Genomic DNA, 15,978 nt, shown 5'->3' with positions numbered 1-15,978 from the left:
CCGCGCGCGGAGCTCCCTCCGCGCACGGCCTCTGCGCCACGGCCGGCCGCCGCGGTCTTCAGCACTCCGGGGATCGCTCCTGGAGCCTCCCGAAGCGCTGAAGTCACACCGGACAGATCGATGACTCTGCCGTGACAGGCTCAGAAGCTCAGCGGTACCTGCTGGCCTTCCACCGCACCGGGGTAGCGGCTCCAGATCCGGTTGATCTCGAACTGGAGGTAGAGAGCGCCACCGCCGACGAACCACAACGCCATGGCCAGCCCCGGGCTGATCTCCGGCACCCCGGCCGCGCGCTGCGCGTCGCGGGTCCGCGTGCCGAGCCGCCAGGTCGCCACAAACGGCGGCACAATCAGAACCCAACCAATAAGAAATGCCAGAAGAGACAGCGTCGGATTGACCTTGATGCGCGGGTTGTAGGCCGCGAGCTCCTTGTTGGTCTTGTAGACCCACACCAAGCTGTAGATGCCCAGCGTGATGATTGGGAGACCGAGCCAGACCGCGAACGGGTTGCGCCGCTTGCCGAGAACTCCCGCGCCGACCGGGGAGGCGCCGACCGGCGGCGGCCCGTATCCCGGGGGTACCGGATAGGTCTGGTTGCCGGGGTACGGCTGCGGGGGGTACGGACCCTCTCCGCCCGACGGATACGGGGGATGAGGGTGACCGCCCGGCCCGGGCGCGCCCGCCCCGTAGTACCCGCCAGGGCCACTCGGGCCGCCGGGGCCGGGCCCAGGCTGGCCGCCGGGGAACGAACCGAAGGCGCCGCCCTGCCCGGTCGGTGGCCCACTGGGGCCTCCCTGGCCGCCGGGTCCCCAGCCGGGCGGGCTGGGGGGTGGCATCTGATTGGTCAAGGTGGTCACGACCTCCCTGCTGTCGGCATCCGTGGGCGACCGACAGCCACCGCGCGGACTCGCCCATGGCCAAGGCCACAGGCCAGATCACCGGCCGGACGTGCATTCCGCGCCAGTTGTCTTCCGTGTTGGCCGGCCCGATTGTTCACCGTGGCCGTTGCCCGGTCAGACTAGGGCACCGGAGTGGCAGAAACCCGCTCCCGCGCCTTTCTGTCGGATCCTTGACCGGAAATGTGCGTTCCGTATCCGTCCCGATACCCTTCGGATTCGAGCCCTGTGGGTGGCATCTCTGCCCCTGACCGGTTGGACGTCCTCAGCGATGGGACGTCACCCGGCCGCATCGGAGCCCCCGGACCAGGTTGGCGGCAACCTGCAGATCGGCCGTTGTGTGCGTCGATGTGGCCTCTGGGAAGCCCGAGTGCCCGGAGGCCCACGGGGCCCCGTCTCGGCGGGCCACCCCGCCGACCTGTAGCTGCCGCGTTGGCCGGCCAGACCCGCGCACCGGTGGGCGCTGCCGGCAGGGCACCGCGGACGTCCCGGATCCGGCACACCGGCAGCGGGCGGGCGCCAAGGCGGCCTCCCACGGTGGCATGCTGGCGGAGAGACCCGACAGGTCGCGAAGACTGTGAGGTCGAGCAGCACCCCAGGACGCGCAACCTAACCGCAATCGAGAGGAAGAGCTCGTGACCGTCGACGTCGGAGCCGTCGCCCCTGACTTCTCGTTGAAGGACCAGAACAACGAGGTTGTCACCCTGTCCGACTTCCGGGGCCGCCGTAACGTCGTGCTCCTTTTCTACCCGCTGACCTTCACCGGCGTCTGCCAGGGCGAGCTGTGCTCCGTCCGGGACGACCTGGGCTCCTTCCAGAACGACGACGTGCAGGTGCTGGCCATCTCCGTCGACTCCGCCTTCGCCCACAAGGTGTGGGCCGACCAGCAGGGCTACGAGTTCCCCCTGCTCGCCGACTTCTGGCCGCACGGCGAGGTGGCCAAGGCCTACGGAGTCTTCAACGAGGAGAAGGGCATCTCCCTGCGCGGGACCTTCATCATCGACAAGGAGGGCAAGGTGCGCTGGAAGGTCGTCAACAACATTCCGGACGCACGTGACCAGGCCGAGTACCTCAAGGCACTCGCCTCGCTGTAGCTCCGACGAGCCGGCGGGCGGGTCACCCTGCTCCGTCGGGCTCCCGCACGGAAACCTCACGTGGGCCCGCGGGCCCCGTGCGGGGCCCGTGCGGGAGCCCCGCGAGGTCGGGTGCGGCCACGCGCTCCGCCGCACTCCGAGGACGGTGAACCTCATGCCGTGTTTCCGCTGCAGCTCACGTCAGACCGACCCGGTCCGGGGAGTGAGCCCCTGGCACCGTGTGGTCGTCAACGGCGAGCAGGTCCTGGTCTGCCCGACCTGCCGCCCCGCCCCGGAATGGGACATGATCCTTGACCGGTGCGACCGGTGTGCCTCCACCCGTCTCGCCAAGGCCCTCGGAACGGTCCTCTGCCGCGACTGCGGGGCGCGCAAGGAGCCGACCCCTGCATCCCCTTCGCCCGCTCCGGAGACGTCCGGGCCGCCCGATGGGGCCGGCCACCTCCCGCTGCACCAGGGCCCACCGTCGCCGCGATCACCGCAGCTGCGGACGTCCCGACATCCGGCGCTGGCAACCGCCGAACTCCATCGTCTGGGACCGACCGCGCTACCTGCGGCCAATCCGCCGCAGCCCGCCGCTGCCCACCCGTCCGATGCCAACCCAGCGGACTCGCGAGGGGTGGACGCGAGCGCGGCAGGCGCCAAGAAGGACAACGAGGCCACCGGAGAACCTCGGGCGGATGCGCCGCCGCCCGCAGATCGTTCCGCCGAGCCGGCGACGCACTCCAGCGATCTGGCAGCCGATGTCGATGCTGCCCTCACCCGTATGTTCGGCAGGCCCCGCTCCGTCTCCTGACCCACAGCTCGCGATCATCCGCTAACGTTGCCTCCTGGCACGGTGAACCTCCTGATGCGGAGGGGAGCCGCGCGAGCTGCAAGATGTCACTGGTGCTGGCCCTGTGTTGCGTAGGCTGGCACCCTCCCGGGCGCGTAGCTCAGCGGGAGAGCGCTCGCCTTACAAGCGAGTGGTCGCAGGTTCGATCCCTGCCGCGCCCACCCACCTCTCTCCACATGGCGGCTGAACAGGGGCGGAGCCTAATAACTCCGATCATGCCCCGTCAAGGGGCTCCGGGCTCACCGCTCAGACAGCGATTAATTCGGCAAGATCCACAGTTGCCGGGATGCGATCCGCTGCCTACGCTCCCACCCCGTGCCAACCTCGACGATCACACCCAGGACACCCCGCCCGCCCGGCGGCCCCCTGAACCACGGACCGACGGTCAGCGACCCGATGTGGAACCTGCTCCTCATCAACTGGGACCTGGCCCTCGAATCCGCCGACCGCAAGCCGAACACCCGCCGGATCTATCTGCACGCCGGCCGGCTGTTCGTCGCCTGGCTCCTGGCCCTCGCCGCCGACCCGACCCCGGGCGCCCTCGACGCGCACGGCCGCCCGGCCCTGCCCCGGCCCGCCGGCCCGGAGGACATCACCCGCCAGCACGTCGAGGCCTTCCTCGTCGACTTCCGGCGCACGCCGACACCGCGGTGCCCGGACGGGCCGGGGCAGGCCTACGTGAACCAGATCTACCGCGCGCTGCAGCAGTGGATGGGCTACCTGATCGACTCCGAGGACATCGACCGCAGCCCGATGGAGCGCATCAAGGCACCCGCCATCGACGAGACGATCAAACCGGAGCTCACCGACGACCACGTCAAGGCTCTGCTCGCGTCCTGTAAGGCGATCAAGACCGGGAACCCGAAGGAGGACTCCCGGCGCCGGTTCGTGGCCCTGCGGGACGAGGCGCTGATCCGCACCTTTCTGGACACCGGCGCCCGGCGCGCCGAGGTCGCCGGTATGACCCTGGCCGATGTCGACCTGCACCTGAGGACGATCAAGGTCACCGGGAAGGGTGGCCGCGACCGGATCCCCGGGATCGGGCGGACCACCGCGCTGGCCCTCGGCCGCTATCAGCGCCTGCGCGCCGGCACGAAGTACGGAAACGAGACCGACGCCTGGTGGCTCAACGAGTTCGGCACGGCGCCCCTCACGCACTCCGGCCTCGGCCAGCTCATCGAACGCCGCGGCCTCGCCATCGGCCGGCCCGGCACCCACTGGCACGAGTTCCGCCGCAAGCTCGCCGACGACTGGCTCGACAACGGGGGAGACCGCGGCGCACTGATGGTGCACGCCGGCTGGACCAGTCACGAGATGGTCGAGCGGTACGGCGCCGCAGGGAAGCGGCGCCGCGCTCGTAACGCCCATGCAAGGCTTGGGCTGGCCGACAGATTTTGACGGTGGCCGCCTATAGCCTGGGCAATCCTCGACGACTACGAAAGGGACGCCATGCCGGTTGCGGCCAGCGACGTGGCAGCCATCCTCCGCAGCCGGATACCAGGGCTGGGGACGAAGAAGCTGCACAAAATGCTCTACTACTGCCAAGGTCACCATCTCGCGGCCTTCGGCACACCGCTGTTCAACGAACGGATCTCCGCGTGGGACATGGGACCGGTGGTGGAAGACCTGTGGCGGGCCGAGAAGTACGGGTACGCCCCTGCCGAGCCGTCCGGCCTTCCCGCCGGCGAGGCCGAACTGAACACCATCGGATACGTCCTCAGCCGGTACGGTGCCCTGACGGGTCGTGACCTCGAGATCCTCAGCCACGGCGAACTGCCCTGGTACACGGCGAACCAGGGGCGACGGCAGGGCGAGTCCGTGACGATCACCGTGGACGTGATGCGCGAGTACTTCGCGACCGCCGGTGCGCCAGCGGTCGCGGAAGACGAACCCGTCCTGGACTCGGCCGCGGTAGCCAACTGGCTTGCTGGCGCGGGGGAGCGCCGAGGCCCGAGCCGGCCCGACGACCTCGACGAACTGCGAGCGTGGGCGGAGCAGGGTGGCTGATAGTCAGCCTTGGAAGCTGGTCGACTTCCTGCCCCGGCTTGACCAGTGGGCCGCTCTGGAGAAGCCGAGCGATGAGCTTCGGCGCCTGATCCTGTCCTGGGTGTTCTCTCGGATGGATGATCCATACCAGGCCGTTCGCAGGGAGCCCGGATTCCCGAACCTGTGGTTTGGGCCGATCCCACGCTCCGAGCACGGCGAGTGGGGCATCGTCTGCTGTTCCTACTGGATCGACGAAGGCGAACGCGTGGTGCGCTGCGATAGCTTCGCCACCCTGAACCGACCCGTCTGACCCACCTAACCGCCGAGCAGGCCGAGGCCCCCACTGCGGGGGCCTCGGCCTGCTCGGCGGTTCCTCGCTGGTGAGCGAAAGGGTCACAACCGCCGGCGGGCCCGCGGCGGGGCGACCACGCGACCGGCGACCGGCGCGAGGACGGCGCGTAGCGCGCGCAGGTCCGCCGGCGCCATGGCGGCACGGCGGACGAGCAGGACGATGTCGCCCTCCCGCTCCTCGACGCCCATCTGCCCCTGATCAAAGCGCTCCTCAACCTGCATGCCGTCTCCCACCCCGTTGCGGACACAAACGATCAACTAGGTCGAAACGGTAACGCTCCGTCTGGACGTCGAAAACGCACCGTCGTATCTCCTGTTAGCGCGTTGTCTAAATCGTGACGAATCGGTTGCACATGCGTCCTGCATGTGTCAAACCGTGCGTACCGGTGCTCACATGTGAGTCGAGTTACTCCCTTGCAGGTGAGAAGGAGTCACGTCCTAGCCCGGATTGCTCCCGCAGAGTGACGATCGTCCCGTCAGGAAGAGACGGACGGGGGAACACCACGTGGCCAGCCGACGACCACCGCGACGCAGCCTGCAGGCCCGGCGACGGGCAGTCGGGGCCTGCAACGGTGGCGCGTCCTGCCCGCCCGTTCCCGCGCTCTTCACGGTTATCCGTACCGACCGTGAAGGGCGTCCGCGCAGCGCCAACCACTGGTTCAGCACACAGGCGGCGGCATCCACCTGGGTCGACAGGCAGGCACTGCCGCACACCTGGTACGTCGTCCCCTTCCTGGCGCCATGACGCGCGCCGGGCCTGCGGCGCCACCACACGCCATGGGTTCGGCGCGGACCAACCAACCACGAGGAGACGGCATGGACAGACAGGACCCCGAGCAGGAGGAAAACCCGGGCGACACCGCCGAGGCTTGGGTTGACAGCGGCTCCGGCACCGGCCAGGCCGCTGACGCCACCTGGCTGCGGCCCGCCGGAGACAACCAGGTCCTAGCCGTCGGTGCCCTCGACCGCGCCGTGATCCTGCGTTTCGGCCGGGGTCCCGACCTCATCGTCGCGCCGCAGGCCTGGGAGCGGTTCCTCGCCGAGGTCAGGCAGGGCTTGTACGACAACCTGCTCGACCGGTAGTCCGGGTCTGTCCGGCGGGTGCCTGTCTGGCGCTCACCAATCCCATCTCTTGTGAGGAGTACCGGCGATGACTGCTGTGGCGTTAGAAGTGGAGAAGGCGGGTCGGTTCTTGGTCCGGCCGGCCCTGTTCGACTGGCTGGTCGACCGGGTGGCCGCGGATGTGGAGGTGGCGGGGGATCGAGACCTCGCAGCCCGGATCGTCGACCAGGCGCTGGCGTTCCTGGCGACCAGCGCGACCAGCCCGCACACGTTGGCCCCGAGCCGGCGCGTGGACATCGGCTGGCACGCCTTTGTGCTCCACACTCGGGAGTACGCCGACTTCTGCAATCAGGTCGCGGGCCGATTCATCCACCACATCCCCGAGAGCACTCGGCCGTCGCTCGAGCAGGTGGCGACGGTCCGCACCCGCACCACCGACGCGATCGCCGCCGCCGGGTACGCCCTCGACGTCGACCTGTGGACGTTGCCCGCGGAGTGCGCGGACGAGGGCGTGTGCAAGGTGACCGGACAGGTCGTGCCCACGGCCGTGAAATGCCACCCGTGCACCGACCAGGGTTGCTCCGCTTCCGGCAAGGATGGCAACGAGAACGGCGGCGGAGGCAGCGATTAGCAGCGATCTAGAAAGGGCGTGATGGCGGTGACGTGGACGACGGTTCCCGACCTGGTACGTCAGACCGTGGAGGGGCACATCGGGCACGTCACCGCCGCGCACGATGTGCAGGGAGGCGAGAACAACGACCTCGCCGCCGTGGTGCAGGGCACGGCCGGGCCGGTGTTCGTGAAGGCGGTGAACGGAGTCGGCATACGGATGCGCTGGCTCCGGAACGAGATCACCGCCGGGCAGTTGGCGGCTGGTATCGCACCGGCGGCGCTGTTCGCTGCTGATGTCGATGACTGGCTGATCGTCGGGTTCGAGTACGCTGCCGGCCGGCCGGCGAGCCTCGCGCCGGGCTCGGTGGACTTGCCTGTGGTCGCGGCGACCGTTGACCAGCTCGGCGGGCTGGCTGCGCCGGGCCTGCGGAGCATGCGCGCTCGGTGGGAGGGCTGCACCTGGTGGGAGCAGCTCGCTGACATCAACCCGGCGGCTGTCGAGGGTTGGGACGTGCCCGATGCCGCGCGATGGTCGGCGCGCGTCCCGGCGCTCATCGACGGCGACCGACTGATCCACGCCGACCTGCATGGCGACCAGTTCCTGATCGGCCCGGCCGGGACACGAGTCGTGGACTGGGGCTGGCCAGCGGCGGGCGCCGGGTGGGTGGACACGGCCTTCCTGCTGCTGCGGCTCGTCGAGGTCGGACACGACCCGGACAGCGCGGAGGCATGGGCCCGCGGCTTGTCCTGCTGGACGCTCGATCGGGACATGCTGACGGCGTTCGCGCTGTACGTGGCGGGCCTTTGGGGCTACCGGGCGGTGACGGTCGGGGGTGCCGGATGGGCATCGCGCGCCGGGGCAGCTCGGCGCGTGGCCGCATGGGCATTGCAGTCGGAGGCCTCCTCGATCCCCCGGTCTGCGTCCGCCTGAATCTTCCCCCGCGCCGTGCGCCGCCTGAGAACGACCACCGCCAGGGCGTGAGGCCAACCCCCGGCCCGCCCGTAACCCGTGTGCCCCGCCGCAACGTTGCGGCGGGGCACACGGTGATCTGGTGCCCCTACCGTGTCCCCGCGCCAGCCAGCAGCGCTCGGTGCTGACCAAGCTCAATCCCGAGATCGGCTACTGCTGGCAACCTTCCCCACTCGGCGTTCATGCTTTGCCACACCGATGCCGTGGGGCGTATGACCCATCGAACAGGTCTTTGCTCGATTGATCTGAGGGCGCTTCGTGCCGCGTCTGCTGCTTGCTCTGGGTCAGGGTTCTTTCGTCGCAGGAACGACCAGGCTAGCGCGTTGTAGGTGCCTCCCACCTCCCCGAACTGGCCGGTTCCTGTGAGTAGGCGCAGTGAATGGCGCGCGTGGGACTCTGCTGCTACTCCATCGCCAAGCGCTGCATAGACGTGGGCGCTGGTTGCATGGGCGTTCTGTTCGTCGAGTGTCAAGGGGCCCGGCACTGCGACATCTTGGAGGAAGTGGTTCCACATGTTGTCGAGTGCGGCGCGAGCCTGCGTTTGGCGCTTTGCTCTTGCGGCGGATTCTGCTTCGTTGGCAGCGAGGGTGGGGAGAATATAGGGGTCCGTATCGACCTGGGCTGTGGCGGCGATGTTCATCGCTCCGATGTAGTCGCCGCCGAAGTGGGCCAAGGCCCACTCCATGGCGGCGACCGACCCGGCCAGGAGTCGGTCTCCTGCTTCCTCGGCGTGATGCGTGGCGATGGGGAGATGTGCTTCGGCGACCGCGTCCTGGCCCAAGTCGAAGGCCAGCGTGGCGATGTAGTACGAGTACCAGCCAGCCTGCCCAGTCAGTTTCCGGCGCACCTGTGGGGAGACCCGGGAATCGAGCAGCTTCTGTACCCGGATCCACCCGGCCTCGAGATGTGGGACCAGCGCCAGCCTGGGGGTCGTGTTGTAGCTCTCGGCTATCCGACGGAGGTCGACGCCGATCTCGCGGAGTGTCATAGGGGTGGGGTCGGCCCGCGCGAGCTGCTCGGAGAGCGCGGAGGCAGCTGCACCGGTGGTGAAGAGGAATCCGGTTGCGAGGCCGCCGGTCTGAAGGAGCTGTCTCCGGTCCGTGGTGTCCTCCTCGGCCGCAGGGTGGTGCTCATCCGAGAGTGCCTGGAGGTCTGTGGTTCGGTCCAATCGGCTGACGGCCGCCAGGTCCGACTGTGGCACCTCGGTGCTCTCGGGAGGCGCCAGCTCGTCCGCAGCGCGGCGGAGTCGTGCTGCCTCGGCCTGGCGATAGAGCCTGATGATCGCGCCGTCCGCGTCGAGTTCGGCGTCGATGCGCTCGGTGAATCGCTCCGAGGGCAGCTCTCGGCCGCGCTCGCATTTGCTGATGATCGTGCGGCCCTTGGGGTACCCGGCGAGCACTGCCAGCCTGTCCTGTGTTAATCCAGCGTCAGTGCGCCGACGTAGGAGCTCAGCGCCGAGCCTGTCCAGGGGAGAAAGGGCGTCCATCCCGGGGACCTCCGGGCGATGTCGAGGGCTGCGAATGGTGCGGTTGCGGGCCGTTCGGGGCGGACGCTCCGGTGCATCCTGTGGGCATCAGACCATAGCCGGAGAGTGACGCGCTGAGCGCGCGTTTCGGGAAGCTGGCCTGTGGCCTCGCTGAGGTCAGCTGCCTTCCACCGCGTCGAGCATCCGAGCGAAGGCGACCAGCAGGTTCTTCCTCCTCGCGGGCTCGAGCGCGAGCAACCGGCCCAGCACGTACTGGGTGAGGTCCGCATCGGAGGTGTCGGTGATGCGCCGCACGAGCTCAGATGGTTCAGGGAGCTCGACCTGCTCCCGCATGTCCTCGACGATGACGCGCCGCCGGATCACCCCAGCATCGTCAACGAACTCTTGTATGACGGGCTGTGGCTGGTCCTCCGACAGTGGGCTGCCCCCGAGGATGACTCGCTCAGCTGTGCCAGCTGGCCAGCGTAGACCTCGGTCCAGCTTGTCGAGGGTTCGAGGCTGGTACCGCCCAGGAGTGCCTCCCTCGAGCTTCTGGAAGGTCGCTACGGAGATCTCACCTCGGAGCGCGATCTCCGCCTGAGGGGGATCACGCAGCTCGCGGCGACGTCGCCTGACCGCGGCGCCGAGTCGTTGAGCTTGCGCGTCGTCGAGCTCGATCAAGGGGCGGATCCTCGCTAAAGAGAGGCGGCTTTAGGCAGAGAACAGCACACCGGAGCTGGCGCAGCCACATCAGGGTGCAATGCTTCCACAACTCAGCATCACTTCGCCCAGAATCTCTAGACTTACGCCTAGTTCCGCCTAGAGTTGGCGCCATGGCGAACGCGACACAGGTCAGCGCCTACATCGAGATCGACGGACCTGAGGTCCGCCGGCGACGGATCGCCAAGCGGCTGAAGGTCGCCGAGCTCGCAGGCATGGTCAAGATCCATCCGAACTACCTCTACAACCTGGAGATCGGCAGGAAGCGCCGAGTCTCTGTTGGAACACTGCGCGACCTTGAGGAGCACCTCGGCCGTCTCGATCCACCTGCGGTTGGCGCCGAGAGGGCAGTCTCCGCCTCGCCGGCGGAGTCCTCGTGACCTCCCATCGGGTGCCGCCGCAGATGCGGGAGTCGCCGGCGGAACGTCGCCTCCGTGCTGTCCGTGCCGGGAACCTTCGCGCGGCGACGGCGCCGAGCCTCGAGGCGATGACAGCCCCGGCCCGCAAGGGGTTCGAAAGCAAGTTCGTGAAGCGGGCCCGGGAGCTGCATCCGGACGCGTCGCCCGACGTGATCGCGCGTGTCGCGGACAACCTGCGCCGCGCGCACTTCGCGGCTCTGGGGAAGGCGTCCGCGGCGGCGCGCCGGCGGTCGCGTGCCTCCGGTTCGTGATCACCCGTCCGGCCCGGTAGCAGGCCGGGCCGGAACGGGATCACCGGAGTTGGCCCCTCAACAAGACCCTCGACGACCTTCAGAAGGGAACCATCATGATCGTACAAGAGAGGCCTGGTAGGCGCAGGGCGCTGGACACGGTGCCGGACGCCGAGCTGTGGGCCGCGATCACCGATGCGGTGTCGGCGGCGGGGCACTACCGCGGGCCGGGGATGACGACCCGTGCGGCGGCCCGGCGCCTGTCGGCCCTCGGCCGCGTGGTGGACCTGGCCGCGGTCGAGGTGCGGCTGTCCGAGCTGTACCGGGCCGGGCTGCTGGCCCGGGTGATGGGTGGCGGGGTGTCCCGCTGGCGGGTCACGTCCGCGGGTGCGGTGCACGCCTCGAGGCTGCGCGACCGGGATCTGACCGACGCCGAGGCGTGGCCGGTAGTCGCCGTCCACCTGGCGGACCGGGTGCTGCTCGGTGGGCACCCGGCCGCACTGTCCCCCGCCGCGCTGGCCCGAGCCCTGGCCGTCGACACCCGCCAGGTCCTGGCCTGGCTGACCATCCAGGCCACCCACGGCCTGGTGGTGCAGGGGACGGCGTACGACCGGCCGGCCTGGCTGATCACTCCTGCCGGCCGTGACGTGGCCGCGCAGGCCGCAGAGCTGGTGTGCGCGTGAGCGCGCCGGCTGACCCGAAGGGATCTCCGATGGCAACGAGGAACCGCGACTACGCCCGGGAGCTCGGCGGGCGGATCCGCGCGGTCCGGGCTCAGCAGGGTTTGTCCCTCCATGCGCTCGAGACGAAGTCGGGCGGTGTCTGGTCCGCCGTGGTGGTCGGGTCGTACGAGCGCGCGGACCGGATGATCACTACTGAGCGGTTGGCGTCGCTCGCCTCGTTCCTGGGCGTGCCGATGGCGGAACTGCTGCCGCCAGGGCCGGCGCGGACCGCCCGGCCGCGGCTGCGGTTCGACTTGTCGGCGCTGGCTGTGGCGCCGCCGGAGGCCGCATCGCTGCGCCAGTGGGTGCACATGATCTCCAGCCTGCGGGGGGACTGGAACGGCCGGGTGTTGTCGGTCCGCACGTCCGACCTGATCCACATCGCCGCGCTCCTGGGCGAGTCCCCCACCGAGGCGCTGGGCCTGATGGCCGGGTGGGGTGTGCTCGCCGAGAAGCCTGACCTCGACGCGTTCGACGTCGAGGTCGCGAACACGACGGGGGCCCGCCGGTGAGGGCCGACCTGTCCCCGGCCGAGCGTCGCCGCGCCATCTTCGCCCTGGCGCTCGCCGCGAGCCGGACGCCGTCCCAGACCACGGCGCACGTCGTCGACCTCGCGGACGGTGCCCCGGGCGCGTTGGCGTCCTGGTCCGAGCTGTGCCTGCTGGTCAACGACACGGAGCTGGACTCGGAGCGGCTCATCGACGCCGCGGTCGCGGCCGGGCCGATCCTGGACCGGCTCGTCCCGCTGCCCGCTGCGCCCGGATTTACCGTCACGGTGGACCCGGCGACGATGCCGCTCTACCTGGGCCGGGGGGCCCGATGAGGTCGGCGCTGGACATGTCGGTGGGGCAGATCCTGACCGAGGCCCGGTGGGCGCAGGACCGTGCCCAGCGGGGCGGGTTGCCCGGGTTCCGGGCCCGCCAGCTGGCGGACCGGCTGCAGGCCGGCGTGAACGGTGTGGAGTTCCGGCTGCGCAGCCTGGTCCAGGCCGGCGTCGTCCAGGAGATCCGGTACGCCGGTGCGCCGCGGTACCGGGTGACGGAGCCACGGCGGTGACCGGCCTCGGGACGTCATGGACGGGCGGGCCGTCGCTGCTGGCCGGGCTGCAGTCCCTCGAGGTCCAGGCGGACGCGCTGCGGATGGCCGCGGACTGGCTGGCCCTGGGTTACATCGTCGGTGTCGGCACGGTGTCGGTGTCGCCGACCGGGGCGGTACTGGTGCATGTCGAGCCGGCCGGGACGCTGCCCCCGCCACCGGTGCGGCTGCGGTCGCTGTGGGGTGCGCGGGACGCCGCCGTGTGGGAGATCGGCCGCCCGGTCCGGCTGCACAGCGGCGTGTGGGCGCAGCAGATCCGCCTGCGGGTCCCGGTGCCGGGGCTGGACCTGACGCTGTGGTGCTACGAGCGGATCGCGAACCCGCGTCTGGCCGTGGCGTGACCTGCCCCGGGCCCGTGGACGGGCACGACCGCGGGCCCGGGGCAGGTCGTCCGATTACCTTCCGCCGCGATGATTTCGATCACAAAACTACGGGAACCATAATGGATTTCACGCAGGGTTATCCGGCCAGGTCGGCGGGGGTCGATCACCCGCGAACACTCGCTGTTAACAGCTCCAGGAACGCTGAGCCCGATGAGGAGAACCGGGCGCCTCGAGCCTCGGTGAGTTTGGCGCCGTCAGTCGCCGTTGATAAGAATCTCGGCCATGCCTCGCCTTCTCCGCATCCCGCGTACCACCTGCTCCGGAGCCGCGGGATCGATCAACGGACCGTAGCTGCGGCCGTCGGCTATTCCCAGCCGTATATCTCCCACATGCTGACCGCCGCGCAACCCGTGACGGAACAGTTCCGTACCCATCTCGCTGAATTCCTCCAGATGCCCGCGGGCGACCTATTCGCCTCCGACGAGGACGTGTGGGCCTGGAAACTCGCAACACTTCTCGACCAGGCACCGCCGTCCGCGCGGGCCCAGGCGATGCGCGTGCGACTGGCGCTCGAGCCGGGCCGGGACCCTGCCGATGCCACCTGACGACGTGCTGCCGCTGCGCGAGCTCGAGCTGATGGACGAGGGCGCCCGGCGGCAGCTGAAAGACCGGCGGGCCTACTGGTGGCGCACCGGCGCATCCGCCCGGCCGAAGGTCTGCGACGCGGACGGCACCGAGTTGCGGTGGGCGCTGACCGAGGAGCCGCACCGGGCGGTGTGGATGCCGATCAACCCCACCCCGATCCCTGATGGCTCGGTCGGGATCTACCGCGACGGCGGCGCCCGCGTCGCTCGAGTCAACCCGCCGCGCGACTTCCCGGGCGGCCGCTGGCAGCCGCACTTCGTCACCTGCGCGGACCCGGGCCGGTACCGGCAGCCGCGCACCTGAGACTCCGGCCCATCCCGGGGTCGGTGACACCACATAGCACGGAGAGGGGCGGTGGTTGGCGTGAGTTCCCCGCTACGGATCTATTCGAGTCTGCCCGCTGACACCCAGTACAACGGCCTAGCCGGTCATGCCTGGCGGTTCCTCGGTAAGGAGCCCGCGGACGTGTGGGCGGTCATGCAGCTCGGCACCAAGAGCGCCACGCGCGATGTGGAGATGGGGGGCGAGACCGCTGTCGCGCGGATCCGCGCGGTCGAGATCGGGCTGACGCCGGCGTACGCGGACGAGCTGCAGGACCTGATGGAACGGATCCGCCGCCACCGGCTCCCGAAGGCGACCCTGCCGTTCGGCGACGAGGCGGACCTGTGATCCCCGAGCGACTTGCCCTGCTCGCCGCGCTCGTCGGGGCCCTCGGCGTGGCGTTCATGCTGGCGTACGCCCTGGTGCTCGCCGGCGACGCCGCGGTGCGCGGGGTCCGCGCGCTGCGCCTGGCCTTGGGCGCGGCCGCCGGCGAGAGCGTCACGCCGGCCGAGCCGCTCGCCGTGCACCAGCCACCCCCGGTGGCAGGCACACGATGACCCGGTCCCCGCGGCCGCCGTGGCTACCCGTCACCGCCATGGCCAAGGCCCCGGCCCGCTCGGACAGCGAGGTCCCCGCGGCGACGCGCCGCCTGCTGCTGGCCCGCGCCGGCGGGCGCTGCGAGTCCTGCGGCGCCGACCTGGATATCTCGCGCTACTCGCTGCATCACCGTCGGCCCGTCGGGATGGGGGGATCCCGCGCGGCCGATCTGCACTGCCCGTCGAACCTGCTGGTCCTGTGCGGCCGGGACAACCGCGACGGCTGCCACGGCGCTGTGCACTCCCATCCCACGGACGCCCGGGAGGCCGGCCTGCTCGTCCGCCGCGCCGCGACCCCGGCCCGCGTCCCGGTGCTCATCCACGGCGTGCGCCTGGTGCTCCTTTCCCCCGATGGCTCCTACATCCCGGAGACCTCCTGATGCTGCTGCTGGTACCCGTGCAGTCGGACGCACTGCGCGCGCATCGGATGACCCAGGACCTCCTCGGCCGGCACGTGCTGGCGTTCGCTGGCGCCGTCTTCCGTCTCGGCCGGAGCGACCTGCCCCCCGGTTTCGTTCCGCACCCGCGCGACGCCGAGCCCGAGGACGTCGCGGCCGAGGCGACGCTGGTCCGCGCGGGCCTGTGGCGCCATCGCCCCGGCCGCGATGGCGCCGGCTACTACCTCGACGGCTGGGACATCGCCGTCGCCGCGATGCTGCAGGTCGGCCGTGGTTGACGCCCGCCTACCCGGCCCGTGGCTGCACCGGCCGGAGTACTGGGAGCTGTCCGACCATGCGTGGCGGGTGTTCACCCACGCGCTGATGTGGAGCGCGGACCACGGGACCGACGGGCGGATCCCGCCCGCCTTCCTGGGGACGCTGCACCAGGCCGGTGTGCCCGACGAGGTCGCCGCCGAGCTCGTCGGGCGCGGGCACTGGGAACGGACCGCCGACGGTGGGTTCCAGGTCGTGGACTGGTCCGGCCGTAAGGGCCAGTCGACCGACGCCGAGGTCCAGGGCTACCTCGCCCGTAAGCGCGCGAACCAGGCCGCGTACCGGGCTCGCCTCGCCGCGAAGGCCGCCGCCAGCACGCCGCCCGTGGCCGGTCGCGTGACCGGTCACGGGCGGGGTCGGGTGACCGGTCACGTAGGCGCGGCTCGGCTCGGTTTTCTCTCTTCCGTGTCACCACCACCCGATCAGGGGGGTGGTGGTGACACGGGACCTGACCTACGCGCCCACGCGGGCGCGCGCGACCCCTCGGAGCAGCCATGGACCAGCCCCGCACCGGCATCGAGCTACGCATCCCGCCCCGGCGAGCACACCAGCCCCGCCCGAACCCGTGGGACGACCCCACCTGCCGCGTCCCCGGCTGCCGCTGTCACCACAACCCCGCCCACGGCTGTGACCGCGGCTGGACCACCGTCGCCGGCACCGGCCCCCGCGACGAACGCGACGGCCTCCCCCTCACCACCGGCCTCGTCGCCCGCTGCGCCCGCTGCCGCGCCCACGCCACCGAACTCGCCGCCCGCCGCGCCGAGCACCAGGACGCCTGACCTGCAGGGACCCGATCCCATCCAGGCGGCCCTCGACGAGACCCGGCTGATCTTCGCCGAGGTCGTACGCCGCCGCTACGGCAAAAGCCACCTCAAAGGCCGCGACGGCACCTTTCCATTCTACACATCTGCCTCTCCCCCCGACCC

The 15,978-nt window shown here is 70.4% G+C and carries 24 protein-coding genes, 1 tRNA gene and 1 pseudogene; 22 read left to right on the top strand and 4 right to left on the bottom strand.

What is annotated here, in order from left to right:
* Positions 1-140: 140 nt before the first annotated feature.
* Positions 141-857 (bottom strand): DUF4234 domain-containing protein, encoded by a 717-nt coding sequence (locus AB1460_RS04925; RefSeq protein ID WP_368959390.1) that lies wholly within the window; start codon positions 855-857, stop codon positions 141-143.
* A 674-nt stretch (positions 858-1,531) separates the two neighbouring features.
* Here AB1460_RS04925 and AB1460_RS04920 point away from each other — a divergent pair.
* From AB1460_RS04920 to AB1460_RS04900, 5 genes are all read left to right on the top strand, one after another.
* A complete protein-coding gene (locus AB1460_RS04920; protein ID WP_018635884.1) occupies positions 1,532-1,990 on the top strand; it encodes a peroxiredoxin in 459 nt (152 codons plus the stop codon).
* 921 nt (positions 1,991-2,911) lie between these two features.
* Positions 2,912-2,983 (top strand) — tRNA-Val (locus tag AB1460_RS04915).
* A gap of 235 nt (positions 2,984-3,218) precedes the next feature.
* Positions 3,219-4,220: a tyrosine-type recombinase/integrase gene (locus AB1460_RS04910; protein WP_368959389.1), complete on the top strand. Its 1,002-nt coding sequence runs from the start codon at positions 3,219-3,221 to the stop codon at positions 4,218-4,220.
* Positions 4,221-4,271: 51 nt separating this feature from the next.
* Positions 4,272-4,829, top strand: a complete 558-nt coding sequence (locus AB1460_RS04905; RefSeq protein ID WP_368959388.1) for a Panacea domain-containing protein — start codon at positions 4,272-4,274, stop codon at positions 4,827-4,829.
* The gene (locus tag AB1460_RS04900; RefSeq protein ID WP_368959387.1) at positions 4,822-5,118 is read left to right on the top strand and encodes a hypothetical protein; all 297 of its coding nucleotides are present in this window, start codon (positions 4,822-4,824) and stop codon (positions 5,116-5,118) included. Before AB1460_RS04905 ends, AB1460_RS04900 begins: the two co-directional genes overlap by 8 nt.
* An 83-nt stretch (positions 5,119-5,201) precedes the next feature.
* On the opposite strand, the gene AB1460_RS04895 is transcribed toward AB1460_RS04900, so the two are convergent.
* On the bottom strand, positions 5,202-5,381 hold the full coding sequence (locus tag AB1460_RS04895) for a hypothetical protein (RefSeq protein WP_368959386.1): 180 nt from the start codon (positions 5,379-5,381) through the stop codon (positions 5,202-5,204).
* A gap of 594 nt (positions 5,382-5,975) precedes the next feature.
* Here AB1460_RS04895 and AB1460_RS04890 point away from each other — a divergent pair.
* From AB1460_RS04890 to AB1460_RS04880, 3 genes are all read left to right on the top strand, one after another.
* On the top strand, positions 5,976-6,242 hold the full coding sequence (locus AB1460_RS04890; protein ID WP_368959385.1) for a hypothetical protein: 267 nt from the start codon (positions 5,976-5,978) through the stop codon (positions 6,240-6,242).
* 67 nt (positions 6,243-6,309) lie between these two features.
* Positions 6,310-6,852 (top strand): glycine-rich domain-containing protein, encoded by a 543-nt coding sequence (locus tag AB1460_RS04885; protein WP_368959384.1) that lies wholly within the window; start codon positions 6,310-6,312, stop codon positions 6,850-6,852.
* Between the two features lie 21 nt (positions 6,853-6,873).
* Positions 6,874-7,764: a hypothetical protein gene (locus AB1460_RS04880; protein ID WP_368959383.1), complete on the top strand. Its 891-nt coding sequence runs from the start codon at positions 6,874-6,876 to the stop codon at positions 7,762-7,764.
* Positions 7,765-7,891: 127 nt separating this feature from the next.
* On the opposite strand, the gene AB1460_RS04875 is transcribed toward AB1460_RS04880, so the two are convergent.
* Positions 7,892-9,289: a helix-turn-helix domain-containing protein gene (locus tag AB1460_RS04875; protein ID WP_368959382.1), complete on the bottom strand. Its 1,398-nt coding sequence runs from the start codon at positions 9,287-9,289 to the stop codon at positions 7,892-7,894.
* A gap of 156 nt (positions 9,290-9,445) precedes the next feature.
* Positions 9,446-9,949, bottom strand: a complete 504-nt coding sequence (locus AB1460_RS04870; RefSeq protein WP_368959381.1) for a hypothetical protein — start codon at positions 9,947-9,949, stop codon at positions 9,446-9,448.
* Between the two features lie 152 nt (positions 9,950-10,101).
* Between AB1460_RS04870 and AB1460_RS04865 the strand changes: the two genes are divergently transcribed.
* From AB1460_RS04865 to AB1460_RS04800, 14 genes and pseudogenes are all read left to right on the top strand, one after another.
* On the top strand, positions 10,102-10,368 hold the full coding sequence (locus AB1460_RS04865) for a helix-turn-helix domain-containing protein (protein ID WP_368959380.1): 267 nt from the start codon (positions 10,102-10,104) through the stop codon (positions 10,366-10,368).
* A complete protein-coding gene (locus AB1460_RS04860; RefSeq protein ID WP_368959379.1) occupies positions 10,365-10,658 on the top strand; it encodes a hypothetical protein in 294 nt (97 codons plus the stop codon). Before AB1460_RS04865 ends, AB1460_RS04860 begins: the two co-directional genes overlap by 4 nt.
* 95 nt (positions 10,659-10,753) lie before the next feature.
* Positions 10,754-11,320 (top strand): hypothetical protein, encoded by a 567-nt coding sequence (locus AB1460_RS04855; RefSeq protein WP_368959378.1) that lies wholly within the window; start codon positions 10,754-10,756, stop codon positions 11,318-11,320.
* 29 nt (positions 11,321-11,349) lie between these two features.
* Complete coding sequence (locus AB1460_RS04850; protein WP_368959377.1) at positions 11,350-11,871, top strand: transcriptional regulator; 522 nt, start codon at positions 11,350-11,352, stop codon at positions 11,869-11,871.
* Entirely contained in the window at positions 11,868-12,182 is a 315-nt protein-coding gene (locus AB1460_RS04845; protein WP_368959376.1) for a hypothetical protein, read from the top strand. The genes AB1460_RS04850 and AB1460_RS04845 overlap by 4 nt, the downstream gene beginning before the upstream one ends.
* Entirely contained in the window at positions 12,179-12,415 is a 237-nt protein-coding gene (locus tag AB1460_RS04840; RefSeq protein WP_368959375.1) for a hypothetical protein, read from the top strand. The genes AB1460_RS04845 and AB1460_RS04840 overlap by 4 nt, the downstream gene beginning before the upstream one ends.
* The gene (locus AB1460_RS04835; protein WP_368959374.1) at positions 12,412-12,795 is read left to right on the top strand and encodes a hypothetical protein; all 384 of its coding nucleotides are present in this window, start codon (positions 12,412-12,414) and stop codon (positions 12,793-12,795) included. Before AB1460_RS04840 ends, AB1460_RS04835 begins: the two co-directional genes overlap by 4 nt.
* Before the next feature lie 221 nt (positions 12,796-13,016).
* On the top strand, positions 13,017-13,382 hold the full coding sequence (locus AB1460_RS04830) for a helix-turn-helix domain-containing protein (protein ID WP_368959373.1): 366 nt from the start codon (positions 13,017-13,019) through the stop codon (positions 13,380-13,382).
* The gene (locus AB1460_RS04825; protein WP_368959372.1) at positions 13,372-13,725 is read left to right on the top strand and encodes a hypothetical protein; all 354 of its coding nucleotides are present in this window, start codon (positions 13,372-13,374) and stop codon (positions 13,723-13,725) included. The genes AB1460_RS04830 and AB1460_RS04825 overlap by 11 nt, the downstream gene beginning before the upstream one ends.
* A gap of 60 nt (positions 13,726-13,785) precedes the next feature.
* Positions 13,786-14,091 carry a hypothetical protein gene (locus tag AB1460_RS04820; protein ID WP_368959371.1) on the top strand — a complete coding sequence of 102 codons (306 nt, stop codon included), beginning with the start codon at positions 13,786-13,788 and terminating at the stop codon, positions 14,089-14,091.
* Positions 14,088-14,300: a hypothetical protein gene (locus AB1460_RS04815; RefSeq protein ID WP_368959370.1), complete on the top strand. Its 213-nt coding sequence runs from the start codon at positions 14,088-14,090 to the stop codon at positions 14,298-14,300. Before AB1460_RS04820 ends, AB1460_RS04815 begins: the two co-directional genes overlap by 4 nt.
* Positions 14,297-14,719, top strand: a complete 423-nt coding sequence (locus tag AB1460_RS04810; protein WP_368959369.1) for an HNH endonuclease — start codon at positions 14,297-14,299, stop codon at positions 14,717-14,719. The genes AB1460_RS04815 and AB1460_RS04810 overlap by 4 nt, the downstream gene beginning before the upstream one ends.
* Complete coding sequence (locus tag AB1460_RS04805) at positions 14,719-15,015, top strand: hypothetical protein (protein ID WP_368959367.1); 297 nt, start codon at positions 14,719-14,721, stop codon at positions 15,013-15,015. The genes AB1460_RS04810 and AB1460_RS04805 overlap by 1 nt, the downstream gene beginning before the upstream one ends.
* Positions 15,008-15,978: pseudogene (locus AB1460_RS04800) on the top strand (hypothetical protein); the annotation flags it as partial. The gene AB1460_RS04805 and the pseudogene AB1460_RS04800, both read left to right, overlap by 8 nt.

This window comes from Parafrankia sp. FMc2 (assembly GCF_041008525.1).
Taxonomy (GTDB): domain Bacteria; phylum Actinomycetota; class Actinomycetes; order Frankiales; family Frankiaceae; genus Parafrankia.
The sequence above is the reverse complement of the archived record's forward strand: the minus strand, read 5'-3'. Positions and strand labels throughout refer to the sequence as shown.

Coding starts and splice junctions, on each gene's coding strand:
- AB1460_RS04810 (WP_368959369.1), top strand. CDS start 14,297: ATGACCCGGTCCCCGCGGCCGCCGTGGCTACCCGTCACCGCCATGGCC.
- AB1460_RS04895 (WP_368959386.1), bottom strand. CDS start 5,381: ATGCAGGTTGAGGAGCGCTTTGATCAGGGGCAGATGGGCGTCGAGGAG.
- AB1460_RS04885 (WP_368959384.1), top strand. CDS start 6,310: ATGACTGCTGTGGCGTTAGAAGTGGAGAAGGCGGGTCGGTTCTTGGTC.
- AB1460_RS04865 (WP_368959380.1), top strand. CDS start 10,102: ATGGCGAACGCGACACAGGTCAGCGCCTACATCGAGATCGACGGACCT.
- AB1460_RS04840 (WP_368959375.1), top strand. CDS start 12,179: ATGAGGTCGGCGCTGGACATGTCGGTGGGGCAGATCCTGACCGAGGCC.
- AB1460_RS04890 (WP_368959385.1), top strand. CDS start 5,976: ATGGACAGACAGGACCCCGAGCAGGAGGAAAACCCGGGCGACACCGCC.
- AB1460_RS04905 (WP_368959388.1), top strand. CDS start 4,272: ATGCCGGTTGCGGCCAGCGACGTGGCAGCCATCCTCCGCAGCCGGATA.
- AB1460_RS04855 (WP_368959378.1), top strand. CDS start 10,754: ATGATCGTACAAGAGAGGCCTGGTAGGCGCAGGGCGCTGGACACGGTG.
- AB1460_RS04875 (WP_368959382.1), bottom strand. CDS start 9,289: ATGGACGCCCTTTCTCCCCTGGACAGGCTCGGCGCTGAGCTCCTACGT.
- AB1460_RS04825 (WP_368959372.1), top strand. CDS start 13,372: ATGCCACCTGACGACGTGCTGCCGCTGCGCGAGCTCGAGCTGATGGAC.
- AB1460_RS04910 (WP_368959389.1), top strand. CDS start 3,219: ATGTGGAACCTGCTCCTCATCAACTGGGACCTGGCCCTCGAATCCGCC.
- AB1460_RS04805 (WP_368959367.1), top strand. CDS start 14,719: ATGCTGCTGCTGGTACCCGTGCAGTCGGACGCACTGCGCGCGCATCGG.
- AB1460_RS04880 (WP_368959383.1), top strand. CDS start 6,874: ATGGCGGTGACGTGGACGACGGTTCCCGACCTGGTACGTCAGACCGTG.
- AB1460_RS04850 (WP_368959377.1), top strand. CDS start 11,350: ATGGCAACGAGGAACCGCGACTACGCCCGGGAGCTCGGCGGGCGGATC.